Source organism: Pectobacterium actinidiae, assembly GCF_000803315.1.
Lineage (GTDB): Bacteria > Pseudomonadota > Gammaproteobacteria > Enterobacterales > Enterobacteriaceae > Pectobacterium > Pectobacterium actinidiae.
Genome location: NZ_JRMH01000001.1, coordinates 986,336 through 1,013,207 on the forward strand (window position 1 = coordinate 986,336; position 26,872 = coordinate 1,013,207).

Sequence of the window (26,872 nt, forward strand, 5' to 3'; positions counted from 1 at the left end):
ATAGCAGGGACGGCGGCTGTCGCGGTGGAATCAGGAGTTTGGAAAGCGGCTCGAAAAATAGGATGTACGCGCTGTAACAATCGTGCGGAGAGGTCCGGGTGTTTTTCATAAATCTGTCATAAAACTGACGCATAATGCCTTTCGCCTGCTAACAGCGACGATGATTAACGACAGGATTAACAATGGCAAAACGCATATTAGTCGTGGAAGATGAAGCACCAATTCGTGAAATGGTCTGCTTTGTACTGGAACAAAATGGTTATCAACCCGTTGAAGCTGAAGACTATGATAGCGCGGTAACGCAACTGTCGGAGCCGTTCCCAGAACTGGTGTTGTTAGACTGGATGCTGCCAGGTGGGTCGGGCCTGCAATTCATCAAGCATATGAAGCGCGAGGCGCTGACGCGTGATATTCCGGTGATGATGTTGACCGCGCGTGGCGAAGAAGAAGACCGCGTGCGCGGGCTTGAAGTGGGGGCGGATGATTACATTACTAAACCGTTCTCACCCAAAGAATTGGTAGCGCGTATCAAAGCCGTGATGCGCCGAATTTCACCGATGGCGGTGGAAGAAGTGATTGAAATGCGTGGCCTGAGCCTCGATCCTTCCTCGCATCGCGTGACGACCGAAGAGCATGCGTTGGACATGGGGCCGACGGAATTTAAACTGCTGCATTTCTTTATGACGCATCCTGAGCGTGTTTATAGCCGGGAACAGTTGCTGAATCACGTTTGGGGCACTAACGTTTACGTTGAGGATCGTACTGTCGACGTTCATATTCGTCGCTTGCGTAAAGCACTGGAAACCAGCGGACATGACAAAATGGTGCAAACCGTTCGGGGAACGGGCTACCGTTTTTCAACGCGTTACTGAGGTGATCGTAACCGGAGAAATATTAACGTGCTAGAACGTTTATCCTGGAAAAGGCTGGCATTGGAGCTGGCTTTTTTTTGTTTACCTGCGTTGCTGCTGGGGCTGGTTTTTGGTTATCTGCCCTGGTTTCTGCTGGTCGCGGTATTAGGCCTACTCTGCTGGAATTTTTATAACCAGCTAAAACTCTCTTATTGGCTGTGGGTTGACCGCAGTATGACGCCACCGCCTGGTCGCTGGAGTTGGGAGCCGCTGTTTTATGGGCTTTACCAAATGCAGTTGCGGAACCGACGCCGCCGCCGTGAGCTGGCGCTTCTGATCAAACGGTTTCGTAGCGGTGCCGAGTCCTTGCCGGATGCTGTGGTGATCACTACCGAAGAAGGAACGATCTTCTGGTGTAATCATCTGGCGCAGCACCTGCTGAATTTCCGCTGGCCGGAGGATAACGGTCAGAATATCCTCAACTTATTGCGCTATCCCGAATTCACAAACTACATGAAAGGACAGGATTTTAGCCGTCCTCTCACGCTACAGTTGAATAATTCTCACCATGTTGAATTCCGCGTGATGCCCTATTCCGAAGGGCAGCTATTGATGGTGGTGCGTGATATTACGCAAATGCACCAGCTTGAAGGTGCCAGACGTAACTTTTTTGCCAACGTGAGCCATGAGCTGCGTACGCCGCTGACGGTGTTGCAGGGCTATCTGGAAATGATGCAGGAAGAAACGCTGGATGCGGCTCTGCGAGGGAAGGCGCTGAGCACCATGCAGGAGCAGACCCGACGCATGGATGGGCTGGTCAAACAGTTGCTGACCTTGTCCCGTATTGAGGCGGCGACGGCAATTGATCTGAATGAAAAAGTCGATATCCCATTGATGCTGCGCGTATTGCAGCGTGAAGCGCAGACGCTGAGTCAGGGGCGTCATGAGATCGTCTTTCGTGTGAATGAAAATCTCTGCGTGTTTGGTAATGAAGAACAACTGCGCAGTGCGGTATCCAATCTGGTGTATAACGCCGTCAACCATACGCCTGCGGGAACGCGTATCGAAGTCTGCTGGCAGAAGATCCCACAGGGCGCGCAATTTCAGGTCAGCGATAACGGGCCGGGGATTGCGGCCGAGCATTTACCGCGCCTGACGGAACGCTTTTATCGAGTGGATAAGGCGCGTTCGCGACAGACGGGCGGGAGCGGACTGGGGCTGGCGATTGTTAAGCATGCACTCAGCCATCATGATTCCCGTCTGGAGATCATGAGTGAGGATGGGCAAGGCTCACGTTTCGTCTTTACGTTGCCGAATCGGTTGATTGTCCCTGCCTCTCTGGCTGAAAATACGGTGAAACCTTCAGCTTGACGGAAAACGCTATCCATGACATCCGCCACTCGTATTGCGGGCGCTTTTTTACTGCTGCTCAGCGCGTTGTGCTCCGCACAGCCTCGCCAGATGTTGGCGGGTAATCTCTCCAGCGCGGGGTCGGATACGCTGGCTAACCTGATGGCCTTTTGGGCGGCGGATTTTGGCCAGCATTATCCGAACGTGAATTTACAGATTCAGGCCGCGGGTTCGTCCTCTGCACCGACGTCTCTGGCATCGGGAGCCGCGCAGCTTGGGCCGATGAGCAGGGCGATGAAGGCCAGCGAAATTGAGGCATTCGTCCAGCACTATGGCTATCCGCCGCTGGCGGTGCCGGTGGCAATGGATGCGCTGGTCGTGTTGGTCAATCAGGATAACCCGCTGCCTGGGCTGAACTTGTCGCAACTGGACGCCATCTTTTCGATTACGCAGCGCTGTGGTAACCACCAGTCGATAAAACAGTGGGGCGATCTCGGCCTGCATGGCAGTTGGGAAAAACGCACGCTACTGCGCTATGGGCGAAACTCTGCGTCGGGAACCTATGGCTTCTTTAAGCAAAAGGCGCTATGCCGTGGCGATTTCCTTCCTCAAGTCAATGAGTTGCCGGGGTCGGCGTCCGTTGTGCAGGCCGTTGCTGCGTCGAGCGATGCCATCGGCTATGCCAGCGTGGGCTTTCGTACTAGCGGCGTGAAAATGCTGCCGCTAGCCGCACAAGGCACCGACTACATTTACCCCTCGACTGAGAATATTCGCAGCGGTTTGTATCCCTATACTCGTTATCTCTATATTTATGTGAACAAAGCGCCCAACCAACCGCTGGAAGCGCTGACGGCGGCATTTTTAGCGAGTGTGCTGTCTGAAACAGGGCAAGCGTTGGTGAATCAGGATGGCTATTTGCCCTTGCCGGAAGAAACGCGTCGTCAGGCGCGCCAGTTGATCGGCCTGCCGGAATAATTCCTCTTTCCATCAAGAGTTGGCGACATTTTCACGTCACATGAACTTTCTTCATGTGACGTGAAAATTCTTCCATTGCTCTGCGATTCGCCACGTGACAGGATAGTTTTAAATTTAGACGTCCAGATGGCTAAATAAGATTAAATGTAACTATCCCTCTGGGCAAATATTTCATATTGAAACTATCTGTCAGTACGCTTCTTTCCTGAAGCGCCGTGCTGGCAACATGTCAGGAGCGACATATGGCGAATACCTTATCCCCTTTCCGTGCCGATACCGTTGGCAGTTTCTTACGTCCGGCAGCGATTAAGGAAGCACGTCTTCAGCATCAGGCGGGTGAGATTGATGATGTTGCACTGCGTAACATTGAAGATCGTGAGATTCTGCGGGTGGTAGAAAAGCAACGTGAAGCGGGCTTGCAGGTTGTGACAGATGGTGAACTGCGCCGTGCCTGGTGGCACTTTGATTTCTTTGCTGATTTGCACGGCGTGGAGCGCTACGAAGCCGACCACGGTATTCAATTCAATGGTATCCAGACCAAATCCCATGCGATTCGCGTCGTGGATAAAGTCAGGTTTAATCCTCAGCATCCGATGCTCGATCATTTCCGCTACCTGAACAGCATTTCTGGTGATGCGGTCGCGAAAATGACGATTCCGAGCCCTAGCGTGATGCATTTCCGTGGCGGACGAAAAGCGATTGATGCAACGGTTTACCCCGATCTGGCTGACTACTTCGACGATCTAGCGCAAACCTGGCACGATGCGATTCACGCATTTTATGATGCAGGCTGCCGCTTCCTGCAACTGGATGACACCGTGTGGGCTTACCTGTGCTCTGACGATCAAAAACGCCAGATTCGTGAACGTGGTGAAGATCCGGCACAGCTGGCACGGACCTATGCTGACGTGCTGAATAAAGCGCTGGCTGATAAGCCTGCGGATCTGGTTATCGGTTTACACGTCTGTCGCGGTAATTTCCGCTCAACCTGGATTTCTGAAGGCGGGTACGAACCTGTGGCAGAAATTCTGTTTGGCGAAGTGAATGTTGATGCGTTCTTCCTGGAATATGATACCGAGAGAGCGGGTGGGTTTGAGCCGTTACGTTTTGTTAAGCCAGGCCATCAGCAGGTGGTGCTGGGACTGATCACTACAAAGAACGGTGAATTGGAAGAGGCCGAAGTTGTGCAGGCGCGTATTGCGGAAGCGGCAAAATATGTCGATCTCAGCCAGATTTGCCTGAGCCCGCAGTGTGGTTTTGCCTCAACGGAAGAGGGCAATAGCCTGACGGAAGAGCAGCAGTGGAATAAGCTGAAGCTTGTCGTAGATATCGCCAATCGCGTGTGGTGATACCGAGAGTATAACCTTATCTCAACGATGGATATTACAAGGCTGGATCATATGATTCAGCCTTTTTTTATGGCCGTTATCCCGCTCTTCGTCTGCAACCTTTCTGTGTAATATGTTTTTTTTATGATCGAACAACGCATTTTGCTGCGGTTTTTGTCAGTTTTATTGCAATGAAATATCGATAAATGCGCAAATCATGTGTTATGCAAATCAGGACAAACCAATTTATATTCTTATTTTTTAGCATAATTAGGCTAAATACTCTGGTTTTTGGATCTCTGCTTGTCTTTTTACGCTATAAACGTTTTACTTAGCACCCAATATGGCTGTGAAAAAAAATAACTCCTCTTTACTCGTCATGCTTCGAGCTAGCCTTTTGTGAATGACTTCTGGCGGCGATAAACAGCACCGTTTTCTTTTTATCGATTTGATACAGGCAACACGACATAACTATGAGTCATCGTTTAACTTCCAAAGATATCGTGGCATTAGGCTTTATGACCTTTGCTTTATTCGTTGGGGCAGGAAATATTATTTTTCCGCCTATGGTGGGATTGCAGGCGGGAGAGCACGTTTGGACCGCAGCGATTGGCTTTCTGCTGACGGCGGTGGGTCTACCGGTGTTGACCGTGATCGCACTTGCCCGGGTTGGCGGTGGTGTTGATGCGCTGAGCTCGCCGATTGGTAAAAAGGCTGGTGTGGTTCTGGCGACTGTGTGCTATCTGGCTGTTGGGCCACTGTTTGCAACACCGCGCACGGCAACGGTGTCGTTTGAAGTCGGTCTGGCTCCTTTGGTCGGCAACGGCGCCTCTCCGCTGCTGATTTATAGCCTGATTTATTTTGCTATTGTGATCGCGATTTCCCTGTATCCGGGCAAATTGCTGGATACGGTCGGCCACGTGCTGGCACCGTTAAAAATTATTGCTCTGGCGGTACTGGGGATTGCGGCGGTGCTGTGGCCTGCCGGTTCACCTATCCCCTCGACAGAAACGTATGAGCAACTGCCGTTCTCTAATGGTTTCGTCAACGGTTATCTGACGATGGATACGCTGGGTGCAATGGTCTTTGGTATCGTGATCGTTAATGCGGCGCGCTCGCGTGGGGTGACCAGCTCTGTACTGCTGACGCGTTATACCGTATGGGCTGGGTTAATTGCGGGCATCGGTCTTACACTGGTTTATCTGAGCCTGTTCCAGCTCGGTTCTGTCAGTGGTGAACTGGTGCCGCAGGCGCAGAATGGGGCAGAGATTCTCCATGCCTATGTGCAACACACGTTCGGCAACATGGGAAGCAGTTTCCTGGCGTTGTTAATCTTCATCGCGTGTCTGGTGACGGCGGTGGGGCTAACCTGTGCCTGTGCTGAATTCTTTGCGCAATACCTGCCGTTGTCTTACCGCACGCTGGTGTTTGTGCTGGGAACGTTCTCGATGGTGGTGTCTAATCTGGGCCTGAGCCATCTGATTCAACTTTCTATTCCCGTACTGACGGCGATTTATCCACCGTGTATCATTCTGGTTTTATTGAGCTTTACGCTGCGCTGGTGGAATAGCGCTTCACGTATTGTGGCTCCCGTCATGTTAGTCAGCCTGTTATTTGGCATGATTGATGGTATAAAATCGTCGGCCTTCAAATCACTGTTGCCAGAGTGGAGCCTCAACTTGCCGCTGAGCGAGCAAGGGTTGGCCTGGCTGCCACCGTCGTTGCTGATTTTACTGGTAGCGGTGATTTACGACAGACTTTGTGGTCGTCAGGAAGTGACGGTACATCAATAATATCGTTAACACCTGATTGCGCTGGGGCGGTAGAAATAACGTACTACCTCAGCGCAACGTTGGGTTTCTGCACCACAGGTATTTGCCTGTGGTTTTTCTTTTTGTAATGTTTTTCTTTCTATAAGACAGGGTTGCTTATCAATGGAACAACCATCCTCTAAGCTCAAGCGTGGGTTAAGCACGCGGCATATCCGCTTTATTGCCCTTGGATCGGCGATCGGTACCGGTCTGTTTTATGGTTCCGCGAGTGCGATCCAAATGGCTGGCCCCAGTGTATTACTGGCTTATCTGATCGGCGGGGTTGTCGCGTATATCATCATGCGCGCACTGGGTGAGATGTCGGTGCATAACCCGCAGTCCAGCTCGTTTTCCCGCTATGCGCAGGACTATCTCGGGCCATTGGCGGGCTATATCACCGGCTGGACTTACTGCTTTGAGATGCTGATTGTCGCCATTGCCGATGTGACTGCGTTTGGCATCTATATGGGCGTCTGGTTCCCTGCCGTGCCGCACTGGGTGTGGGTTCTGAGTGTGGTACTCATCATTGGTGCCATTAACCTGATGAATGTGAAAGCCTTTGGTGAACTGGAGTTTTGGCTCTCTTTCTTCAAAGTGGCCACTATTATCATCATGATCGCGGCTGGGATCGGCATCATCATCTGGGGGATTGGCAACGGGGGCGAACCCACCGGTATCCACAATCTTTGGAGCAATGGCGGGTTCTTCAGTAACGGCGTGATGGGGATGATTCTCTCGCTGCAACTGGTGATGTTTGCGTATGGCGGCGTGGAGATTATCGGGATTACGGCTGGTGAGGCGAAAGACCCACAGAAGTCTATCCCTCGTGCGATTAACTCTGTGCCGTGGCGTATTCTGGTGTTCTATGTCGGCACGCTGTTCGTCATTATGTCGATTTACCCGTGGAATCAGGTTGGTACCAACGGAAGCCCGTTCGTACTGACGTTCCAGCATATGGGCATTACAGCGGCGGCAGGGATCCTGAACTTTGTCGTGATTACCGCGTCGCTGTCGGCGATTAACAGTGATGTCTTCGGCGTCGGCCGTATGCTGCACGGGATGGCGGAGCAGGGGCATGCACCGAAGGTGTTTAGCCGTATTTCCAAACGCGGTATCCCGTGGGTCACGGTGGTTGTGATGATGACGGCGCTGCTGGTCGCGGTGTACCTGAATTACATTATGCCCGGCAAAGTTTTCCTGGTGATTGCTTCGCTGGCAACGTTTGCAACGGTGTGGGTGTGGATCATGATTCTGTTTTCTCAGATCGCCTTCCGCCGCCGTCTGAGCTCGGATGAAGTGAAAGCGCTGGCGTTCCCGCTGCGTGGCGGTATCGCGACCTCCGTGTTCGGCATTATCTTCCTGTTCTTTATCATTGGTTTGATTGGCTACTTCCCGGACACGCGCGTGTCGCTGTATGTCGGCATCATTTGGATAGTGCTGCTTTTAGTCGGCTATGTCTGGAAGAAGAAGCGTCAGAACGCGGTAGCGGCATAGCATTAAGTTAGTCGCTTGCTATCAGAAGAAGCACTCCTGTTGGAGTAATACCGATCGTTTAAGGATCGAGATACCGGGGGCTACCACGGTGTGAGGCATCCCTACGGGAACCTCATCACCGTGTTTCCCCCTAAATCCAAGCTTAAGTGAGCGTTATTGCCACCTGAGCGCTTTTATTGAATCGATATTACGCTTTCGGAGCTGTCATTTGCTGGGCCATGACCCGCATATCGTGACCGGTTGGCGTTTGATGAACGCGGAGATCGAACTCCGGTAAGATCGCAAAGATATGGTCGAAAATGTCAGACTGAATACTTTCGTAATTGACCCAGGCAGTGGTGTTGGTAAACGCATAAATTTCCAGCGGTAACCCTTCTGACGTTGGCGCAAGCTGTCGCACCATCAGCGTCATCCCTTTATGAATGCCCGGATGGGTACGAAGATATACTTGAAGGTAGGCGCGGAACGTCCCCAAATTTGTCAGACGACGGCCGTTTAGCGGTGATGTCAGGTCGGAATCGGACTGTGCATTGTGCTGATCCAGTTCGCTCTTCTTATTCTGAATATAAGGCGATAGCAGCTTGCTGCGCAGCAATCGCGCCTGCTCGTCTTCCGTCATGAAATGCACACTGGTGGTATCAACATTGATACTACGCTTGATGCGCCGCCCCCCTGATTCCGACATTGATCGCCAGTTCTTGAAGGAGTCGGACACCAACGCATAAGTTGGAATGGTGGTGACGGTATTGTCCCAGTTTTTCACCTTCACTGTCGTCAGCCCGATGTCGATAACCGCACCATCAGCGCCGTATTTCGGCATTTCGAGCCAGTCTCCCAGCGTTAACATGTCGTTGGCGGAGAGTTGGATGCCCGCGACCAGCCCCATAATCGGATCTTTGAACACCAACATCAGGACGGCAGCCATTGCGCCTAACCCACTAATCAGAATCAGTGGCGATTTCCCGATGAGTAGCGACACCACCATAATGCTGATAACAATGGTGGCGATCAGTTTCAGACTTTGGAAGATACCGCGTAGCGGCAATTGGGTGGCGACTTTGGTTCGGGCGGAAACGTTGAGCAGAACATCGAGGAGCGAGAACAGGGACAGCAGCGCAAAAACCATGATCCACACTTGGGAACAGATGATGAGCGCTTCGCGGGTTTCACTCTGCGAAGGAAGCCACACAAAGACCTGAATATTCAGGATCACCCCTTGTAGCAAGAACGCCAGCCGGTTAAACAAGTTGTGTTGCGTCAGCGCCTGTTTCCATCCGCGCCCCTCGGTTTTTCCTGGCTTATTGAGTGAGCGCAGCACCATTCTTTTCAGCACAACCTGATGAAAAATCAGGTGGATGACGGCAGAAATGAGCAATATCAGCCCAAGAACAATCAGTAACGCAATGATGCTAGCGTGTTCTATCCCAGCTTCTCTGAGCCACAGCGCGAGATTTTGTTGCATGCGTTCTCCTTTTATTCCAATGAATCTGTCGTGCATTAACACGATGTGGCTTTAAGGCTAAGGATTTAGCGCCCCTAGTCAACCTTTTGTATTATTTAAGATATCGCCGGGAAGGTGGGGTGAGAGGTGAAGGAGAACAGAGGGATAAATTGCGGGCAAAGAAAAAGCCAACTGCATAGCAGCTGGCTTGGTCATCATATTACCATGTCGGCAGGATGAGGAATTACAGCTTGTCTGCGTTCTCAGACAGGTATTTCGCTACACCGTCTGGTGATGCGCCCATACCGGATTTTCCTTTTTCCCACTGTGCTGGGCACACTTCGCCGTGCTCTTCGTGGAATTGCAGGGCGTCAACGGTGCGCAGCATTTCATCGATGTTACGACCCAGCGGCAGATCGTTCACCACCTGGTGACGAACCACGCCGTTTTTGTCGATCAGGAAAGAACCACGCAGTGCAACACCGGCTTCTGGGTGCTCAATGCCGTAGGCCTTCTGGATTTCACGTTTAATGTCAGCAACCATCGCGTATTGCACTTCGCCGATGCCGCCTTTGTCCACAGGGGTTTTACGCCATGCATTGTGAACAAACTCGGAGTCGAAGGAAACGCCAACCACTTCTACACCGCGTTTCTTGAACTCGGCATAGCGGTGATCGAAAGCAATCAGCTCTGACGGACAAACGAAGGTGAAGTCCATCGGCCAGAAGAAGATCACGGCAGCTTTACCGTTGATGTGCTTCTTCAGGTTGAAATTTTCGACGATTTCGCCACTGCCTAAAACGGCAGCTGCGGTGAAGTCTGGGGCTTGACGAGTTACCAGGACCATAATTACTCCTGTAGATAGCGGTTAATGATCGGATGATATAAAAAACAGCGATCAGTATAGGGATTCTACCTGAGTGAATACAGGCAAAGAGACCAATCAATGAGATAGTTTTTGTCTATTGAACTCATCGCTGTTTCCTTTCAAGAAGCTACATTAGCCCTTTTGACGGAAAGGGCAATATCTCCGTTATATTTCAAGCTGCTTGTGCGGTTGCTGCGTTACATTGTCCTAAAGGACCAACGCAGAGCGTTGTTCAAAACGCTCACGTTTTGTCACGCAACTCGAATTATTTAGGGTATATATCGCGTAGAACAACGGAAAAATCGCGATCTTACAACTGCTGCGTTTTCGCTAATTGCATCATCCGTGGATAAAACTGCCAGAAGAGTGTTTCAAATTGGTGATAGTGCTGCTCGATATCCTGAAAAGAGCCGGACAGCGCGGCCAGTTTCGGGCGGCGTACCGACATTCTGTGCAGCACATCGGCGATAAACGGCAGCTCCGCATAGCGCGTCATCCAGCGTTCAGGCCACAGATAGCGATTGAGGTTCTGAAAGCGTTCAGGCGTTTGCGCCAGATGTGGCTCGATTTGTGATTGTGCATTGTCGATAAAGGCTTGCAAGGGGGTATCCGGCACCAACTGGAGCCAGTGACGTGCAAGATAGTGATCCCACAGAACATCCAAGGTAATTGGCGACACGCGGCGGAATTCATCGCTGAAATACTGTCGTGCCTGTTTGACTTCTGGCAGGCTGTCGGTCAGTGAATCAACACGACGGTGCAGACGAATACCCGCGACGATCTCGTCAGCGTAGCTATCCTGTGGATTGCCGCGCACGAAATCCGCCATCAGATTACCTAATAGAGAGCTGTCGGCCAGCGTGGCCAGATGGAGGTGAGCAAGAAAATTCATGGCGATAGTATATCCGCTTCTTCTTTATTGTGCAGGCCATCTTAGCGAGCAAAGTGGGAAGTCTCCGAGTGTGATTGTGATGTGTTACGCCCGCCGTGTGCTTATTTCTTGCAGCCATGCGCTTGCGGCTCTAGACTAGGCCGCCCATTTTTAATGTATTACAGCTAAGTGAATTGCCATGCGTGTTGCCGATTTTTCGTTTGAACTTCCTGAATCATTGATTGCCCATTATCCACAAGCGGAACGCAGTGGTTGCCGCCTGCTATCGCTGGACGGGGCGACGGGAAATCTGACGCACGGGGTGTTTACCGATTTGCTGGATAAACTGAATCCTGGCGATCTGCTGGTGTTCAATAACACGCGCGTAATTCCCGCTCGTTTGTTTGGCCGTAAAGCCAGCGGCGGTAAGCTGGAAGTGCTGGTAGAGCGCGTGTTGGATGAACATCGGGTGCTGGCGCACGTTCGGGCGTCAAAAGCGCCAAAGCCGGGTACGGAACTGCTGCTCGGCGATGACGAAAGCGTCAAGGCCACGATGGCCGCTCGTCACGATGCGCTATTTGAGCTGCATTTCGATGACTCCCGCGATGTCTTGTCGATTCTGAATGATATCGGCCACATGCCGTTGCCGCCTTATATCGACAGGCCTGATGAAGACGCCGACCGCGAGCTTTATCAGACCGTATATAGCCAACGTCCGGGCGCCGTAGCAGCACCAACGGCGGGCTTGCATTTTGATGAGCCGATGTTGGCCGCGCTGCGCGAGAAGGGCATCGACATGGCGTTCGTGACGCTGCACGTGGGGGCGGGGACGTTCCAGCCTGTACGCGTCGATACGATTGAAGATCACATCATGCACGCCGAATATGCCGAAGTACCGCAGGACGTCGTGGATGCGGTGCTCGCGTGCAAAGCGCGGGGAAACCGCGTGATCGCTGTTGGTACCACCTCGGTACGTTCACTGGAAAGTGCCGCACAGGCTAGCCAGAATGCGGCGATCGAACCGTTCTTCGGCGATACCAAAATTTTCATCTATCCGGGCTATCACTACCGCATTATCGATGCGCTGGTGACCAATTTCCATTTACCCGAATCGACGTTAATCATGCTGGTATCGGCCTTTGCTGGTTACCAGAACACAATGTCTGCTTACCGTCAGGCGGTGGCAGAGCAATATCGTTTTTTCAGCTACGGTGATGCGATGTTTATTACGCACAACCCGATGGCCGAACAGGAAAAAGTGGGATAAACCTGCTGTCCGCATAATAGGAACGTCACAGACCACGCTCTGTCAGGCGTTAATACATCATTACCATCAGACTGTTTTTCTGATGCCGGAGGCTAAGTGAAGTACGAATTACAAACAACGGACGGCCGTGCGCGACGCGGCAGATTGATTTTTGAACGTGGCGTGGTGGAAACCCCGGCTTTTATGCCTGTGGGAACGTACGGCACGGTGAAAGGCATGACGCCGGAAGAAGTGAAAGACACTGGCGCACAGATTCTGCTCGGCAATACCTTCCATCTGTGGCTGCGCCCCGGTCAGGAAATCATGAAGCTGCATGGCGATCTGCACGACTTCATGCAGTGGCACGGCCCGATTCTGACGGACTCCGGCGGTTTTCAGGTGTTCAGCCTCGGCGATATTCGCAAGATTACCGAACAGGGCGTGCATTTCCGTAACCCGATCAACGGGGACTCGATTTTCCTGAGCCCGGAAAAATCGATGGAAATCCAGCACGATCTCGGTTCCGACATCGTGATGATCTTTGATGAGTGTACGCCGTACCCTGCCGACTGGGATTACGCCAAGCGCTCGATGGAGATGTCACTACGCTGGGCGAAACGCAGCCGTCAGCGTTTTGATGAGCTGGAGAATAAAAATGCGTTGTTCGGTATTATTCAGGGAAGTGTTTACGAAGATTTACGTGATGTATCCGTAAAAGGGCTGGTAGACATTGGCTTTGATGGGTACGCTGTGGGCGGTTTGGCTGTCGGTGAGCCAAAAGAAGATATGCACCGTATTCTGGAACACGTTTGCCCGCAGATTCCAGAAGATAAACCGCGCTATTTGATGGGCGTTGGCAAACCGGAAGACTTGGTTGAAGGTGTCCGCCGCGGTGTCGATATGTTTGACTGCGTGATGCCAACGCGCAACGCACGTAACGGGCATCTCTTCGTGACTGATGGCGTAGTGAAAATCCGTAATGCGAAGCATAAGGACGACGTCAGCTCGCTGGATGAACACTGTGATTGCTACACGTGTCGCAATTATAGCCGCGCCTACTTGCATCATCTTGACCGTTGCAACGAAATACTCGGAGCACGACTCAATACCATTCATAACTTGCGTTATTATCAGCGTTTAATGGCAGGTTTACGTCAGGCCATTGAAGAGGGTAAATTAGAGCACTTTGTGGTGGATTTTTACCAACGCATAGGCAAACCGGTTCCGCCGCTTGCTGAAAAAAACGTTGCGGCAAGCAGCTGATAGCCCGTTTGCTATGCATTGTATTCTGTTATGAATTGTATTTTGCTGTGAAGCGTTTTTACGATTATAAGGTTGATAACTTATCTTTTTGATAGCTTATCTTTTGACAAAAAAGAGGATATTTACATGAGTCTTTTCATCTCCGATGCTGTAGCTGCAACCGGCGCTCCGGCTCAGGGAAGCCCGTACTCTCTGGTTATTATGCTGGCCGTTTTTGGTCTGATTTTCTACTTTATGATCCTGCGTCCTCAGCAAAAACGCGCCAAGGAACACAAAAAGTTAATGGATTCTATCGGCAAGGGCGATGAAGTCTTAACGACCGGTGGTCTGGTTGGTCGCGTAACCAAAGTGTCCGAAACTGGCTATATTGCGATTGCGTTGAACGAGACCAATGAAGTGGTTATCAAACGTGATTTCGTGGCTGCCGTGCTGCCGAAGGGCACGATTAAGGCCCTGTAATTTCCGATTTTCCCGAAGGGAACTGCCGTGTTAAATCGTTATCCTTTGTGGAAGTACCTGATGCTGGTCGTGGTGTTGTTTGTCGGCCTGCTCTACGCACTTCCTAACCTATATGGTGAGGATCCGGCGGTACAAGTTACTGGCGCGCGGGGAACCGCCGCCAGCGAAACGACGCTGATCCAAGTCCAGAATGTCTTAAAAGAACAAAATATTGCCAGCAAGTCGATTGCATTGGAAGACGGTGCAATTCTGGCTCGCTTCTCTAACCCTGATATTCAGATCCGTGCGCGTGAAGCGCTCGTTAATGAGCTGGGTGAAAAGTTCGTCGTCGCACTTAACCTGGCACCGGCTACGCCAAGCTGGTTGCGGTTGTTGGGCGCTGAACCGATGAAATTGGGGCTTGACCTGCGCGGCGGCGTTCACTTCCTGATGGAAGTGGATATGGATACGGCGCTGGGTAAACTGCAAGAACAAACCATGGACTCTTTGCGCAGCGATCTGCGTGAGAAGAACATTCCTTATGCCTCTGTGCGCAAGATTGATAATTACGGCGTCGAAATTCGTTTCCGTGATGCGCAAACGCGTGATGAGGGCATCAACTATCTGACGTCTCGTCATCGCAACCTGGTTCTCAGCAGCAGCGGCAGCAACCTGCTACGCGCAGTGATGTCTGATGAACGTCTGCGTGAAGCGCGTGAATACGCCGTACAGCAGAACATCAATATCCTGCGTAACCGTGTAAACCAACTGGGTGTTGCGGAACCACTGGTACAGCGTCAGGGTGCTGACCGTATCGTCGTTGAGTTACCGGGTATTCAGGACACCGCGCGCGCGAAAGAAATTCTTGGCGCAACCGCTACGCTGGAATTCCGTCTGGTCAACAGTAATGCTGATGCGACCGCAGCGGCGAACGGCCGCGTGCCGGGCGACTCTGAAGTGAAGAACATGCGTGATGGCTCACCGGTGGTGTTGTTCAAACGCGTGATTCTGACAGGCGACCATATTACCGATTCGACATCGAGTACGGATGAATATAACCAGCCTCAGGTGAATATTTCTCTGGACAGCGCGGGTGGCAACACCATGTCCAACTTCACCAAAGACAGTATCGGCAAGCTGATGGCGACGCTCTTTGTGGAATACAAAGACAGCGGCAAGAAAGATGCAACTGGCCGCTCGATATTGGAAAAACACGAAGAAGTGATCAACGTAGCGACGATTCAGTCGCGACTGGGTAACAGTTTCCGTATTACCGGTATTGATAACCCGAACGAAGCGCGTCAGCTTTCTCTGCTGCTGCGTGCGGGGGCGCTGATTGCACCGATCCAGATCGTTGAAGAACGTACCATTGGGCCAACGCTTGGGATGCAAAACATCACTCAGGGTCTGGAAGCCTGTTTGTGGGGCTTGATCGCATCGATCCTCTTTATGGTCTTCTTCTACAAAAAATTTGGTGTTATCGCGACCAGTGCATTGGTTGCTAACCTGGTGCTGATTGTCGGCGTGATGTCGCTGCTTCCAGGGGCGACACTGACTATGCCAGGGATCGCGGGTATCGTGCTTACGCTGGCGGTTGCAGTCGATGCTAACGTACTCATTAACGAACGTATCAAGGAAGAACTCAGTAATGGTCGCTCCGTGCAACAGGCCATTCATGAGGGCTACAAAGGTGCGTTCAGTTCGATTGTTGATGCAAACGTTACGACGTTGATTAAAGTCATCATCCTGTATGCGGTTGGTACCGGTTCTATCAAAGGGTTTGCGATCACGACGGCGATTGGGATTGCGACCTCAATGTTTACGGCGATTGTCGGTACTCGTGCCATCGTTAACCTGCTTTACGGCGGTAAACGTATCAACAAGCTGTCTATCTAGGAGTGCGTTGTGGCACAGGAACAGGAATACAACATTGAACAACTCAATCATGGGCGTAAAGTCTATGATTTCATGCGCTGGGACACATTGGCATTTGCCATTTCCGGTCTGCTGATCATCGCTTCTATCGTGGTTATGGGTGTGCGTGGTTTCAACTGGGGGCTCGATTTTACCGGTGGTACGGTTATTGAGATTAGCCTTGAGAAACCGATCGATCTCGATGTCCTGCGTAGTTCATTGGAGACCTCTGGGTTTTCAGAGCCGCAGGTGCAGAATTTCGGTAGCAGCCGTGACGTGATGGTGCGTATGCCACCGGTTTCTGGCAGCGAGAACGAAGCGCTTGGTAACAAAGTGCTGAAGGTAGTGAATGATACCTTCCAGCAGCATGCAACGGTGAAACGTATTGAGTTTGTTGGGCCGAGCGTGGGGAGCGATTTGGCTCAGGCGGGCGCATTGGCGCTGATGTCTGCGCTGATTGCGATCCTTATTTACATCGGTTTTCGTTTTGAATGGCGTCTGGCGATGGGAGCCGTGCTGGCTTTGGCGCACGATACGATTATCACAATGGGGCTGCTGTCTCTGTTCTCTATTGAGATTGACCTCACGATCATTGCGTCACTGATGTCGGTAATTGGTTATTCACTTAACGATAAGATCGTGGTATCTGACCGTATTCGTGAGAACTTCCGCAAGGTTCGTCGTGGCACACCTTACGAGATTACCAACATTTCTCTGACACAAACGCTGCACCGTACCATTATCACCTCAGCGACCACGCTGGCGATGATTGTGATCCTCATGGTCTTCGGTGGTGCTTTGTTGCATGGCTTCTCGTTGACGATGTTTATCGGTGTGATCATCGGTACGATCTCTTCTATCTATGTTTCTTCCGCACTGGCGTTGAAACTGGGTATGAAGCGTGAACACCTGATCGTTCAGAAAGTGGAAAAAGAAGGGGCGGATCAACCGTCTATCCTGCCTTAATCTGCTGACTGTAAACGTAAAAAACCCCGCATTGCGGGGTTTTTTGCATCTTAGGTCTGGGAAACGTGTTTACTAGGGGGACTCGGTTGCGGCAACGGGGGGCGGACTCTGTATTTCCTGAACCTGATGCACACGAACAAAGCCAAGTTCTTCCGGCGACAGGCCACTCAGGCGCAATTCAATAATCGCTTCGGTTTTTGGTAATAGTGTGGGGGAGACGACAAACGACTGTGTTTGCGTGTCGCCAGCTAAAGGCTTGCCGCTCACAGGATCGAGCCGTCCCCAGTCAAGCTGTGCGCCAAAGGCTGGTAGCCCCTTTGCGTCAAGCGTGCGAATGTGCAGCAACGCGCTTGTTCCGTTTGCTTCAGTCTCAATATTGCGTAACGAGACGTTGAGTCTGCCAATACTGCTCTCCAGCACGGTGTTGGTTTGTGCAGCAGGCAGTAAATAAACGCCGGAAGTGGACTGGGAATTCAACGCATTTTGTCGCTCTAATGCCGTGGCCTGATCGGTCAGCGTTTGTAATTGCTGATTGAGCTGACCTATCTGATTCTGCAATTTGGGCATCTGGCGCTGTTCAGCGCACCCTGCGAGCAAAACAAGCGCGGGCAGGAAGGTCAGTACGCGATATCGGGTTCTCATATCTGTGGTTCCCCTTTCGATGTTTTATTCATTGATCCGTTGATCCCTGTTGCTGAGTTTAGCTGCGATTAAGCCTAAGTCATAGGTGAGACAGCTTTTTTCATCCTATTACCGGAAGAGATGCGAAACCCTTCGCAACGTAGATCAGGAGTTTTGGTTAGTCCGTTAATTCAGGGTAAACTGTCGCTACGTTAAGGATTACTGGTCAGGACACATCATGCATTGCCCGTTTTGTTCCGCTGTTGATACCAAAGTCATTGATTCCCGTCTGGTCGGCGAAGGTTCGCAAGTACGTCGTCGTCGGCAGTGTCTGGTTTGTCATGAGCGCTTCACTACGTTTGAAGTGGCTGAACTGGTGATGCCGCGAGTCATCAAAAGCAATGAAGTGCGCGAGCCTTTTAATGAGGATAAATTGCGTAGCGGTATGCTGAAAGCACTGGAAAAAAGGCCAGTCAGTTCTGATGATGTCGAAATGGCGCTTAATCACATTAAATCGCATCTTCGTGCTACCGGAGAACGCGAGGTAACCACCAAGATGGTGGGGAACCTGGTGATGGAAGCGCTGAGAAAACTGGATAAAGTGGCTTATATCCGCTTTGCATCCGTGTATCGCAGTTTTGAAGATATCCGCGAATTTGGCGAAGAGATTGCGCGTTTGCAGGATTAAGTCGCGCCAACACGACGGAGATAAGAGGTTCGGGAATGAGTGCTTTTCAGGAGAATGGCCACTTGCCGCAGGATGAATTATACATGGCGCGCGCGTTAGAGCTGGCGCGCCGTGGCTGTTTCACGACAGCACCCAACCCCAATGTTGGCTGCGTGATCGTGCGTGATGGCGAAATTGTGGGTGAAGGCTATCATTTTCGTGCGGGTGAACCCCACGCAGAAGTGCATGCGCTGAGAATGGCGGGGGAACGTGCACGTGGCGCGACGGCCTACGTTACATTGGAGCCGTGTAGCCATCATGGCCGAACGCCGCCTTGTGCCGATGCATTGATTACTGCGGGTATTTCTCGTGTGGTTGCTGCGATGCAGGATCCAAATCCACAAGTGGCGGGTCGTGGTTTACATCGCTTACAGCAAGCGGGAATTGTTGTAAGTCATGGGTTGATGATGGCTGAAGCAGAGAAGGTGAATGTAGGCTTTCTGAAACGCATGCGGACAGGTTTTCCTTATGTGCAGCTCAAAATGGCGGCATCTTTGGATGGGCGTACTGCGATGGCGTCGGGAGAAAGCCAGTGGATTACCTCACCGCAGGCGCGGCAGGATGTGCAGCGTTTTCGTGCGGAGAGTGCCGCGATTCTGAGTAGTAGTGCGACGGTGTTAGCTGACGATCCTTCTCTCACGGTCCGCTGGTCAGAGCTGGGGGCTGATGTCCAGAAACGCTATGCAGAAGCGGATCTCAGGCAGCCCGTACGGGTGATTGTAGACAGTCAGCAACGTGTCACGCCGCAGCATCGTATTGTTAACCAACCGGGGGAAACTTGGCTGGCTCGCGTGCAGGCGGATGAACAAGCGTGGCCGCAGGGCGTTGAACAAGTGATGCTACCGCAGCACAATGGCGGCGTTGATCTGGTCGCGCTGATGATGGTACTGGGGAGACGGCAGATTAACTCTGTTTGGGTCGAAGCCGGAGCCAGTCTGGCTGGTGCGCTGCTTAATGCAGGTGTTGTTGATGAACTTATCGTTTATCTGGCGCCAAAACTGCTGGGTGAAAATGCCCGTTCACTGTGCCTCTTGCCAGGGCTGGATCAGCTGGCTCAGGCACCGGAATTTGATATTGCAGACGTTCGCCAGATTGGCCCAGATTTGCGATTGCGCCTGAAACCTAAATTCTGATGTGTATGTAAATACGTGGTGCACGTCCGACAAAACCGGATACGTGCCAACAAAAATTATGATAGAATCCGCCCCCCTGCGGGCCATAAAGACCAGATACAAGGAAAGCTATGAACGTTATCGAAGGTGTTGTTGCTACTCCTGATGCCCGTGTGGCGATTGCGATTGCGCGTTTTAACCATTTTATTAATGACAGCCTGCTGGAAGGTGCGATTGATGCATTGAAACGCATCGGTCAGGTTAAAGACGAAAACATCACCGTTGTCTGGGTGCCGGGTGCATACGAACTGCCATTAACGGTTCGTGCACTGACCAAAAGCGCGAAAAATGGCGGATATGATGCCGTGATTGCTCTGGGAACGGTTATCCGTGGTGGAACAGCGCATTTTGAATTTGTTGCTGGCGAGTGTAGCTCAGGCCTGTCCTCCGTTGCGATGGACAGTGAAATCCCTGTCGCTTTCGGCGTTCTGACGACGGAAAGCATTGAACAGGCGATTGAGCGTGCTGGCACGAAAGCGGGGAACAAAGGTGCAGAAGCCGCTTTGACCGCGCTAGAAATGATTAATGTATTGAAAGCGATTAAGTAAGCCTGATTAAGTAAGGGGAATTCCGTGAAACCTGCTGCTCGTCGCCGCGCTCGTGAATGTGCGGTTCAAGCGCTTTACTCCTGGCAGTTATCTAAAAATGATATTGCCGATGTTGAACACCAATTCCTGAGCGAGCAGGATGTCAAAGATGTCGACATTACCTATTTCCGTGAATTGCTGGCGGGTGTTGCCACTCAGGCTGAGAAGCTTGATCAACTGATGGCACCTTTCCTGTCTCGTCAAATTGAGGAATTGGGACAGGTTGAAAAAGCGATTCTGCGTTTGGCGATGTTTGAGCTGAGCAAGCGCGAAGACGTTCCTTACAAGGTGGCGATTAACGAGGCCATCGAACTGGCTAAAATCTTCGGTGCTGAAGATAGCCATAAGTTTGTGAATGGCGTGCTGGACAAAGCTGCTCCGAGTGTACGGAAAGGCAAGAAGTAAAATGAATCGAATCAGGGCCGGATATCCGGCCCTGATCGCTTTTGAATGATAGGCTGGCTGGAAAGGTTATGGTTGAAGGTGAGTTTGACCTTATTGCCCGCTATTTTAATCGGGTCCGAAGTTCACGTCGCGATGTTGAATTAGGCATCGGTGATGACTGTGCGTTACTGACGGTGGCAGATAAGCAGATGCTAGCGGTGAGTACCGACACGCTGGTGTCTGGCGTTCATTTCCTACCTGATATCGATCCCGCCGATCTGGGGTACAAATCTCTGGCGGTCAATTTAAGCGATCTGGCTGCGATGGGCGCCGATCCTGCCTGGCTTTCTCTGGCCATTACCCTACCTAAAAGCAATAGTCAGTGGCTATCCGCATACAGCGACAGCTTGTTTGAGTTGCTTGATTATTATGGCATGCAGTTGGTGGGGGGCGATACGACGCGCGGCCCACTGAGCCTGACGCTGACTATTCACGGTCTGGTACCAGCAGGTCGGGCATTGACGCGGCGCGGGGCCAGAATTGGTGACTGGATTTATGTTACCGGTTCATTAGGCGACAGCGCGGCGGGTCTGGCTATCCTCCAGAATACACTGCACGTTGATGATGAAGAGACGCGTCAGAGATTGATCCAACGTCACCTCCGTCCTCAGCCGAGAATCCTGCAAGGGCAGGCGTTGCGCGATCTGGCCAATTCGGCTATCGATCTTTCTGACGGCCTCATTTCCGATCTACAGCATATACTTAAAGCCAGCGAGTGCGGCGCGCGTATTAATCTGGACGCGATCCCCCAATCTGATTGGCTGCGGGGTTGCGTCGGTGAAGAGCAGGCGCTGCGTTGGGCGCTATCTGGCGGCGAAGACTATGAACTGTGCTTTACCGTGCCGGAAATTAACCGTGGTGCGCTGGAACTGGCCTTGGGGCATCTCGGCGCTGACTACACCTGTATCGGGCAAATCGGACCTTCCTCTGAAGGGCTACGCTTTTTCAGGGATAATAAAGCGACCGAGCTGAACTGGAAGGGGTATGACCATTTTAGCGAGCAAAACTGATTCCGCGAATAAGACGAAAGGCGCTGAAGTGGCAAAACGCCGCTTACGGCTAAGTAACCCGTGGCACCTGCTGGCGACAGGGTTTGGCAGCGGTCTGTCTCCCTGGATGCCGGGTACGGTAGGGTCATTGGCCGCGATTCCCCTGTGGTATCTCATGTCCTACCTGCCGCTTGAATTGTATTCGCTGCTGGTCATGCTGAGCATTTGTATCGGTGTTTACCTGTGTCATCAGACAGCGAAAGACATGGGCGTTCACGATCACGGCAGCATCGTCTGGGACGAGTTTGTCGGTATGTGGATTACCCTGATGGCGATTCCGGTGGATAAGTGGCAATGGGTGGCGGCAGGGTTTGTCGTCTTCCGCTGTCTGGATATTTGGAAACCCTGGCCGATTCGCTGGTTCGATCGCAACGTGCACGGCGGCATGGGCATTATGATCGATGATATCGTCGCGGGGGTGATCTCTGCGGGGATTATCTATTTTATCGGCTATCACTGGCCGGCATTCTGACGTTACTGTGTTATTGAATCACTCACATTATTGAACCGGGGCGATGTGCCCCGGTTATCGTGAGTTGCTTATTTCATCCACTGCGTGATTCTGCGCTCGATGCCTGTGGCATCCAAACCCAGATCGGCTCGGATTTCTTCCTGCGAGCCTTGTGGGATAAAGACGTCCGGTAGCCCAATGTTCAGCACCGAGACGGCAAGGCGTTTCGCCATCAGGAATTCATTCACGCCGCTCCCTGCGCCGCCCATGACCGCATTCTCTTCCAGCGTCACAAACGTGCTGTGGGACTGCGCCAGCTCTTCAAGTAACGCTTCATCCAGCGGTTTCACAAAGCGCATGTCGACGAGGGTGGCGTTTAACTTCTCTGCCGCAGCCTGAGCTTCCTGCAATAGCGTACCGAAGTTCAGAATCGCGATCGTTTCGCCCTGACGACGCACCACACCTTTACCGATTGGCAGCTCTGAGAGCGGCGTCAGTGCCGTACCGGTACCATTTCCCCGTGGATAGCGCACCGCTGTCGGGCCTTTCTGGTAGTGATAGCCCGTGTGCAGCATCTGGCGACACTCATTTTCATCGCTAGGCGTCATGATGATCATGTTCGGGATACAGCGTAAGAAAGAGAGATCGAACGCCCCCTGATGCGTTTGTCCATCCGCACCAACAATACCGCCGCGATCGATAGCAAACAGAACGGGCAGATTCTGGATCGCCACATCGTGGATGACCTGATCGTAAGCACGTTGCAGGAAAGTCGAGTAAATGGCGACAACCGGATGATAACCGCCGACAGCCAGACCGGCAGCAAACGTGACGGCATGCTGTTCGGCAATCGCTACGTCAAAATATTGCTGTGGGTAGTCGCGGGAGAATTGCACCATGCCAGAGCCTTCGCGCATGGCAGGCGTGATTGCCATGAGCTTGCTGTCTTTGGCGGCCGTTTCCTGTAACCATTGACCGAAGATTTTGGAATAGGTTGGTTGCGCACCTTCTTTGCTTTTCGGTAGCGTGCCGCTGGCAGGATCGAATTTCGGCACGGCGTGCCAACTGATCGGATCCTGCTCAGCAGGGGCGTAACCTTTTCCTTTCTTCGTCATGATGTGCAGGAGCTGTGGGCCTTTCAGATTACGCATGTTCTTCAGCGTATGTGCCAGCGCCTGAACGTCATGACCGTCAACCGGGCCGATATAGTTAAAACCCAGTTCCTCAAATAGCGTACCCGGCACGACCATGCCTTTAAGGTGCTCTTCGGTGCGCTTCACCAGCTCTTTGATGGGCGGCAGGCCGGATAAGACCTTTTTACCGCCTTCGCGCAGGCTAGCGTAGAGCTTGCCGGATAGCAGCTGTGCCAGATGGTTGTTCAGTGCGCCGACGTTTTCTGAAATCGACATTTCATTGTCGTTCAGTACCACCAGCAGATCGGATTTGATGTCGCCTGCGTGGTTCATCGCCTCAAAGGCCATGCCTGCGGTAATCGCGCCGTCGCCGATCACACAAACGGTACGACGGCCTTTGCCTTCACGCTCGGCCGCAACGGCCATGCCCAGCCCGGCACTGATTGAGGTGGATGAATGGCCGACGCTTAATACGTCATAGTCGCTTTCATCGCGCCACGGAAAGGGGTGCAAACCGCCTTTTTGACGGATCGTTGAAATACGATCGCGGCGGCCTGTGAGGATCTTGTGCGGGTAAGCCTGATGACCGACATCCCACACCAGATGATCGAAAGGGGTGTCATAGACGTAATGCAGTGCAACCGTTAATTCAACCGTCCCTAACCCTGAAGCAAAATGGCCGCTTGAACGGCTGACGCTGTCCAGCAGATATTGGCGCAGCTCATCGCACAGCTTTGGCAGGCTCTCTTTCGGTAGCAACCGAAGTTCATCCGGTGTTTCCACTAACGCCAATGTAGGGTACTTCGCGGTATCAAAACTCATTAGAGACTCATTAGGTAATTACTTATCGCGTTCAACGATGAAATTCGCCAGCGCTTGTAATGGGGCAATATTCAGGGGAATCGGGCTGGATGCGACAAGATCGTCCAGCGATGCCAGTGATTCCTGATAGAGCTCCTGTGCTTTTTTTCGTGCGTTATCTAACCCCAGTAAGCTGGGATAGGTGCTTTTACCTAGCTGCTGGTCTGCACCCTGACGTTTGCCTGTTGTCGCGCTGTCGCCAACAACATCGAGAATATCGTCCTGAACCTGAAAAGCGAGCCCAATCGCGTTAGCGTAGCGATCCAGATGGGGTAAAGCGGCGCGGCCTGTTTCACCGGCTGCCAGTGCGCCGAGTCGGACAGCGGCGCGAATTAATGCACCGGTTTTGTGGCGGTGAATCCGCTCTAACGCGGCCAGATCGACCTGATGGCCTTCCGCTTCCAGATCGAAAGCCTGACCACCGCACATGCCTGCTACACCACTGGCGTGAGCCAATTCTGAGATCATCGCCACTCGATCGCGGTCAGAGACCTGCGGCATTGGCGCGTCGGCCAGAATGGAGAATGCCAGCGTTTGCAATGCATCACCCGCAAGAATGGCAGTAGCTTCACCAAACTTGATGTGGCAGGTTGGCTGTCCGCGTCGCAAATCGTCGTCATCCATTGCTGGTAGATCGTCATGAATCAATGAATAAGCATGGATACATTCGACTGCCGCAGCAGGCGCATCCAGACTCTCTAACGACATGCCAAACAGTTCACCCGTAGTATAAACCAGAAACGGGCGCAGGCGTTTGCCTCCTAAGAGTGAGCCATACTCCATCGCATTGACCAGTGGACTACTCTGAAAGGGGAGGCTGGCGATGAAATGCCCCAACATACGGTTCGTGCGTTGGTAATGCGCATTCAGTTGCGTGCTGAAATCGGTCATAGCGAGTCGTTATCCGGCGTAAACGGTGACAGCGGCGCATCGGGATCGTCGCTCAGCAGGATTTGAACGCGCTGTTCCGCCTGTTGCAGTTTTTGCTGACCCTGACGAGCGAGCTGGATGCCATGCTCAAACTCATTTAGCGCATCGTCCAGTGGCAGTTCGCCTGATTCGAGGCGGGTAACGATTTTTTCCAGTTCGTTCAGCGAGCTTTCAAAGCTGACTGGCTGCTCGGTCTTCTTAGGCATAGTGGTTTCAGAATCCTGGTGTTATACGCCGTTGGCTTGTGGCGGCAGAGCGTGGTGTTGCGTGTGGTCATCCGTGGATGCGCAACAATTATACGGTTAAAGCGCACAGTATATCTTCATATAATGATATACTCCGCGCCCTGGATGCTATTGGTAAAATCATCTCTATTTTGGCTGATTTTACCGATAACGTGATTTTAGTGCTCAGGGTAAATTTATTTACGCCTTTCTGACCAAGTAACGACAGCCACCATGAAGTTTATCATTAAATTGTTCCCGGAAATCACCATCAAGAGCCAATCTGTGCGGTTACGCTTTATCAAGATTCTAACCGGAAACATTCGCAACGTATTAAAACACTATGATGAAGCGCTGGCGGTTGTCCGTCACTGGGATCATATCGAAGTTCGAGCCAAAGACGAAAGCCAGCGTGAGGCGATTCGTGATGCGCTGACGAGAATTCCGGGCATTCACCATATTCTGGAAGTTGAAGATCACGCCTACACCGATGTGCACAATATCTTTGAACAAGCGCTGGCGCTGTACCGTGAGCGGTTGGAAGGCAAGACGTTTTGCGTGCGAGTGAAACGCCGCGGTAAGCATGAATTCAGCTCACAGGATGTCGAACGTTACGTCGGTGGTGGCTTGAATCAACACATTGAAACGGCACGGGTCAATCTCACTGCCCCGCAGGTCACCGTGCATCTGGAAATCGAGCAGGACCGTCTGCTATTGATTAAAGGGCGCTATGAAGGTATCGGCGGCTTCCCAATCGGTACGCAGGAAGATGTGTTGTCATTGATTTCTGGAGGTTTTGACTCCGGCGTCTCCAGCTATATGTTAATGCGTCGTGGATGTCGTGTGCATTACTGCTTCTTCAACCTGGGTGGCGCAGCACATGAAATTGGGGTGAAACAGGTCGCACACTATCTGTGGAACCGCTTTGGTAGCTCGCATCGGGTGCGTTTTATTGCTATCGACTTCGATCCCGTCGTGGGTGAAATTCTCGAGAAGGTCGACGACGGTCAAATGGGCGTTGTGCTGAAGCGCATGATGGTGCGTGCGGCCTCAAAAATGGCTGAGCGTTACGGTGTTCAGGCGTTGGTAACGGGTGAAGCGTTAGGGCAGGTGTCCAGCCAGACGCTGACCAACCTGCGTTTGATCGATAACGCCTCTGATACCCTGATTTTGCGCCCGCTGATTTCTCACGATAAAGAACACATTATCAAACAGGCTCGTGAATTGGGGACGGAAGATTTTGCCAAAACGATGCCAGAATACTGTGGTGTGATCTCTAAAAGCCCGACGGTGAAGGCGGTAAAAGCGAAGATCGAGGCTGAAGAAAGCCACTTTGATTTTGCCATTCTGGATCGCGTGGTGAGTGAAGCCCGTAATATTGATATCCGTGAGATCGCCGAACAGACCAAGCAAGAGGTGGTTGAAGTAGAGACAGTCGCGTCGTTTGCGCCAACGGACGTGCTGCTGGATATCCGCGCGCCGGATGAACAGGACGATAAGCCGCTTGAGCTGGAGCAGGTCGAAATCAAATCCTTACCGTTCTACAAGCTGGGTACGCAGTTCGGCGATTTGGATCAGAGTAAAACCTATCTGCTTTACTGCGAGCGTGGTGTGATGAGCCGCTTGCAGGCACTGTATCTGCGTGAGCAAGGTTTTACCAATGTGAAGGTATACCGTCCGTAATAGGAATAAGGCGCGCAAGCGCCTTAGACTTGCTGACAAAGTGCGCCGAGCGGTGGTAATGGATAGATCGTAAAGACGCTGCAAGTACCTCCCTGTAAGCTCGAGCCGCGCAGATATGAATCTCATCCATGAGATTCCCCCTTTCAGGGCCGTCGCAAGCGACGTTCAAAAACG

At 52.0% G+C, this 26,872-nt stretch carries 25 protein-coding genes; 18 read left to right on the top strand and 7 right to left on the bottom strand.

The annotated features are described in order from the left end of the window. The first annotated feature begins 182 nt into the window (after window positions 1-182). From phoB to proY, 6 genes are all read left to right on the top strand, one after another. Window positions 183-872: a phosphate response regulator transcription factor PhoB gene (gene phoB, locus KKH3_RS04065; protein WP_005975981.1), complete on the top strand. Its 690-nt coding sequence runs from the start codon at window positions 183-185 to the stop codon at window positions 870-872. A 27-nt stretch (window positions 873-899) separates the two neighbouring features. Beyond that, the gene (gene phoR / locus KKH3_RS04070; protein WP_039356080.1) at window positions 900-2,222 is read left to right on the top strand and encodes a phosphate regulon sensor histidine kinase PhoR; all 1,323 of its coding nucleotides are present in this window, start codon (window positions 900-902) and stop codon (window positions 2,220-2,222) included. Window positions 2,223-2,237: 15 nt separating this feature from the next. Further along, window positions 2,238-3,176, top strand: coding sequence for a PstS family phosphate ABC transporter substrate-binding protein (locus KKH3_RS04075; RefSeq protein WP_039356083.1), 939 nt, complete (start codon window positions 2,238-2,240; stop codon window positions 3,174-3,176). 242 nt (window positions 3,177-3,418) lie between these two features. Next, complete coding sequence (locus KKH3_RS04080; protein WP_039356086.1) at window positions 3,419-4,525, top strand: cobalamin-independent methionine synthase II family protein; 1,107 nt, start codon at window positions 3,419-3,421, stop codon at window positions 4,523-4,525. A 452-nt stretch (window positions 4,526-4,977) separates the two neighbouring features. Next, window positions 4,978-6,297 (top strand): branched-chain amino acid transport system II carrier protein, encoded by a 1,320-nt coding sequence (brnQ, locus tag KKH3_RS04085; RefSeq protein WP_039356089.1) that lies wholly within the window; start codon window positions 4,978-4,980, stop codon window positions 6,295-6,297. A 141-nt stretch (window positions 6,298-6,438) separates the two neighbouring features. Continuing rightward, on the top strand, window positions 6,439-7,809 hold the full coding sequence (gene proY, locus KKH3_RS04090; RefSeq protein WP_039356093.1) for a proline-specific permease ProY: 1,371 nt from the start codon (window positions 6,439-6,441) through the stop codon (window positions 7,807-7,809). 187 nt (window positions 7,810-7,996) lie between these two features. On the opposite strand, the gene KKH3_RS04095 is transcribed toward proY, so the two are convergent. From KKH3_RS04095 to KKH3_RS04105, 3 genes are all read right to left on the bottom strand, one after another. Then, a complete protein-coding gene (locus KKH3_RS04095) occupies window positions 7,997-9,271 on the bottom strand; it encodes a mechanosensitive ion channel family protein (RefSeq protein ID WP_039356096.1) in 1,275 nt (424 codons plus the stop codon). Window positions 9,272-9,494: 223 nt separating this feature from the next. Beyond that, complete coding sequence (locus KKH3_RS04100) at window positions 9,495-10,097, bottom strand: peroxiredoxin C (RefSeq protein ID WP_010299049.1); 603 nt, start codon at window positions 10,095-10,097, stop codon at window positions 9,495-9,497. A 331-nt stretch (window positions 10,098-10,428) separates the two neighbouring features. Beyond that, window positions 10,429-11,010, bottom strand: coding sequence for an acyl carrier protein phosphodiesterase (locus KKH3_RS04105; protein ID WP_039356099.1), 582 nt, complete (start codon window positions 11,008-11,010; stop codon window positions 10,429-10,431). A 178-nt stretch (window positions 11,011-11,188) separates the two neighbouring features. Between KKH3_RS04105 and queA the strand changes: the two genes are divergently transcribed. From queA to secF, 5 genes are all read left to right on the top strand, one after another. Continuing rightward, window positions 11,189-12,256 carry a tRNA preQ1(34) S-adenosylmethionine ribosyltransferase-isomerase QueA gene (gene queA / locus KKH3_RS04110; protein WP_039356102.1) on the top strand — a complete coding sequence of 356 codons (1,068 nt, stop codon included), beginning with the start codon at window positions 11,189-11,191 and terminating at the stop codon, window positions 12,254-12,256. 96 nt (window positions 12,257-12,352) lie between these two features. After that, entirely contained in the window at window positions 12,353-13,498 is a 1,146-nt protein-coding gene (gene tgt, locus KKH3_RS04115; RefSeq protein WP_039356106.1) for a tRNA guanosine(34) transglycosylase Tgt, read from the top strand. Window positions 13,499-13,624: 126 nt separating this feature from the next. Beyond that, complete coding sequence (yajC, locus tag KKH3_RS04120) at window positions 13,625-13,957, top strand: preprotein translocase subunit YajC (protein ID WP_010282033.1); 333 nt, start codon at window positions 13,625-13,627, stop codon at window positions 13,955-13,957. A gap of 27 nt (window positions 13,958-13,984) precedes the next feature. Beyond that, entirely contained in the window at window positions 13,985-15,832 is a 1,848-nt protein-coding gene (gene secD, locus KKH3_RS04125) for a protein translocase subunit SecD (protein ID WP_072034498.1), read from the top strand. 72 nt (window positions 15,833-15,904) lie between these two features. Continuing rightward, window positions 15,905-16,816, top strand: coding sequence for a protein translocase subunit SecF (gene secF / locus KKH3_RS04130; protein ID WP_052201365.1), 912 nt, complete (start codon window positions 15,905-15,907; stop codon window positions 16,814-16,816). A gap of 72 nt (window positions 16,817-16,888) precedes the next feature. On the opposite strand, the gene KKH3_RS04135 is transcribed toward secF, so the two are convergent. Beyond that, window positions 16,889-17,458 (bottom strand): SadB/YajI family lipoprotein, encoded by a 570-nt coding sequence (locus KKH3_RS04135; RefSeq protein ID WP_039356115.1) that lies wholly within the window; start codon window positions 17,456-17,458, stop codon window positions 16,889-16,891. Window positions 17,459-17,675: 217 nt separating this feature from the next. Between KKH3_RS04135 and nrdR the strand changes: the two genes are divergently transcribed. From nrdR to pgpA, 6 genes are all read left to right on the top strand, one after another. Beyond that, on the top strand, window positions 17,676-18,125 hold the full coding sequence (nrdR, locus tag KKH3_RS04140; RefSeq protein ID WP_010282042.1) for a transcriptional regulator NrdR: 450 nt from the start codon (window positions 17,676-17,678) through the stop codon (window positions 18,123-18,125). 35 nt (window positions 18,126-18,160) lie between these two features. Then, a complete protein-coding gene (gene ribD / locus KKH3_RS04145; protein WP_039356118.1) occupies window positions 18,161-19,297 on the top strand; it encodes a bifunctional diaminohydroxyphosphoribosylaminopyrimidine deaminase/5-amino-6-(5-phosphoribosylamino)uracil reductase RibD in 1,137 nt (378 codons plus the stop codon). A 110-nt stretch (window positions 19,298-19,407) separates the two neighbouring features. Then, window positions 19,408-19,884, top strand: a complete 477-nt coding sequence (ribH, locus tag KKH3_RS04150) for a 6,7-dimethyl-8-ribityllumazine synthase (protein WP_012773708.1) — start codon at window positions 19,408-19,410, stop codon at window positions 19,882-19,884. Between the two features lie 24 nt (window positions 19,885-19,908). Then, on the top strand, window positions 19,909-20,328 hold the full coding sequence (nusB, locus tag KKH3_RS04155) for a transcription antitermination factor NusB (protein WP_010282066.1): 420 nt from the start codon (window positions 19,909-19,911) through the stop codon (window positions 20,326-20,328). 68 nt (window positions 20,329-20,396) lie between these two features. Beyond that, window positions 20,397-21,377 carry a thiamine-phosphate kinase gene (thiL, locus tag KKH3_RS04160; RefSeq protein ID WP_039356122.1) on the top strand — a complete coding sequence of 327 codons (981 nt, stop codon included), beginning with the start codon at window positions 20,397-20,399 and terminating at the stop codon, window positions 21,375-21,377. Then, window positions 21,352-21,888 carry a phosphatidylglycerophosphatase A gene (pgpA, locus tag KKH3_RS04165; protein ID WP_039356125.1) on the top strand — a complete coding sequence of 179 codons (537 nt, stop codon included), beginning with the start codon at window positions 21,352-21,354 and terminating at the stop codon, window positions 21,886-21,888. Before thiL ends, pgpA begins: the two co-directional genes overlap by 26 nt. Window positions 21,889-21,956: 68 nt before the next feature. On the opposite strand, the gene dxs is transcribed toward pgpA, so the two are convergent. Genes dxs through xseB form a run of 3 tightly spaced genes read right to left on the bottom strand, consistent with a single transcriptional unit; the run spans window position 21,957 to window position 24,997 of the window. Continuing rightward, window positions 21,957-23,822, bottom strand: a complete 1,866-nt coding sequence (gene dxs / locus KKH3_RS04170) for a 1-deoxy-D-xylulose-5-phosphate synthase (RefSeq protein WP_039356128.1) — start codon at window positions 23,820-23,822, stop codon at window positions 21,957-21,959. A gap of 18 nt (window positions 23,823-23,840) precedes the next feature. Further along, entirely contained in the window at window positions 23,841-24,752 is a 912-nt protein-coding gene (gene ispA, locus KKH3_RS04175; protein ID WP_039356131.1) for a (2E,6E)-farnesyl diphosphate synthase, read from the bottom strand. Then, window positions 24,749-24,997 carry an exodeoxyribonuclease VII small subunit gene (xseB, locus tag KKH3_RS04180; protein ID WP_005976008.1) on the bottom strand — a complete coding sequence of 83 codons (249 nt, stop codon included), beginning with the start codon at window positions 24,995-24,997 and terminating at the stop codon, window positions 24,749-24,751. Before xseB ends, ispA begins: the two co-directional genes overlap by 4 nt. Window positions 24,998-25,249: 252 nt before the next feature. Here xseB and thiI point away from each other — a divergent pair, with 252 nt between their 5' ends. Beyond that, a complete protein-coding gene (gene thiI, locus KKH3_RS04185) occupies window positions 25,250-26,698 on the top strand; it encodes a tRNA uracil 4-sulfurtransferase ThiI (protein ID WP_039356134.1) in 1,449 nt (482 codons plus the stop codon). Window positions 26,699-26,872: the final 174 nt, after the last annotated feature.

Excerpts from the sequence above, each read along its gene's own strand:
- dxs (WP_039356128.1), bottom strand. The coding sequence starts at position 23,822 with ATGAGTTTTGATACCGCGAAGTACCCTACATTGGCGTTAGTGGAAACA.
- nrdR (WP_010282042.1), top strand. The coding sequence starts at position 17,676 with ATGCATTGCCCGTTTTGTTCCGCTGTTGATACCAAAGTCATTGATTCC.
- xseB (WP_005976008.1), bottom strand. The coding sequence starts at position 24,997 with ATGCCTAAGAAGACCGAGCAGCCAGTCAGCTTTGAAAGCTCGCTGAAC.
- KKH3_RS04080 (WP_039356086.1), top strand. The coding sequence starts at position 3,419 with ATGGCGAATACCTTATCCCCTTTCCGTGCCGATACCGTTGGCAGTTTC.
- ribH (WP_012773708.1), top strand. The coding sequence starts at position 19,408 with ATGAACGTTATCGAAGGTGTTGTTGCTACTCCTGATGCCCGTGTGGCG.
- thiI (WP_039356134.1), top strand. The coding sequence starts at position 25,250 with ATGAAGTTTATCATTAAATTGTTCCCGGAAATCACCATCAAGAGCCAA.
- queA (WP_039356102.1), top strand. The coding sequence starts at position 11,189 with ATGCGTGTTGCCGATTTTTCGTTTGAACTTCCTGAATCATTGATTGCC.
- brnQ (WP_039356089.1), top strand. The coding sequence starts at position 4,978 with ATGAGTCATCGTTTAACTTCCAAAGATATCGTGGCATTAGGCTTTATG.
- KKH3_RS04105 (WP_039356099.1), bottom strand. The coding sequence starts at position 11,010 with ATGAATTTTCTTGCTCACCTCCATCTGGCCACGCTGGCCGACAGCTCT.
- yajC (WP_010282033.1), top strand. The coding sequence starts at position 13,625 with ATGAGTCTTTTCATCTCCGATGCTGTAGCTGCAACCGGCGCTCCGGCT.
- KKH3_RS04100 (WP_010299049.1), bottom strand. The coding sequence starts at position 10,097 with ATGGTCCTGGTAACTCGTCAAGCCCCAGACTTCACCGCAGCTGCCGTT.
- proY (WP_039356093.1), top strand. The coding sequence starts at position 6,439 with ATGGAACAACCATCCTCTAAGCTCAAGCGTGGGTTAAGCACGCGGCAT.
- phoB (WP_005975981.1), top strand. The coding sequence starts at position 183 with ATGGCAAAACGCATATTAGTCGTGGAAGATGAAGCACCAATTCGTGAA.
- pgpA (WP_039356125.1), top strand. The coding sequence starts at position 21,352 with ATGACCATTTTAGCGAGCAAAACTGATTCCGCGAATAAGACGAAAGGC.
- KKH3_RS04135 (WP_039356115.1), bottom strand. The coding sequence starts at position 17,458 with ATGAGAACCCGATATCGCGTACTGACCTTCCTGCCCGCGCTTGTTTTG.
- KKH3_RS04075 (WP_039356083.1), top strand. The coding sequence starts at position 2,238 with ATGACATCCGCCACTCGTATTGCGGGCGCTTTTTTACTGCTGCTCAGC.
- thiL (WP_039356122.1), top strand. The coding sequence starts at position 20,397 with ATGGTTGAAGGTGAGTTTGACCTTATTGCCCGCTATTTTAATCGGGTC.
- secF (WP_052201365.1), top strand. The coding sequence starts at position 15,905 with ATGCGCTGGGACACATTGGCATTTGCCATTTCCGGTCTGCTGATCATC.
- ribD (WP_039356118.1), top strand. The coding sequence starts at position 18,161 with ATGAGTGCTTTTCAGGAGAATGGCCACTTGCCGCAGGATGAATTATAC.
- ispA (WP_039356131.1), bottom strand. The coding sequence starts at position 24,752 with ATGACCGATTTCAGCACGCAACTGAATGCGCATTACCAACGCACGAAC.
- KKH3_RS04095 (WP_039356096.1), bottom strand. The coding sequence starts at position 9,271 with ATGCAACAAAATCTCGCGCTGTGGCTCAGAGAAGCTGGGATAGAACAC.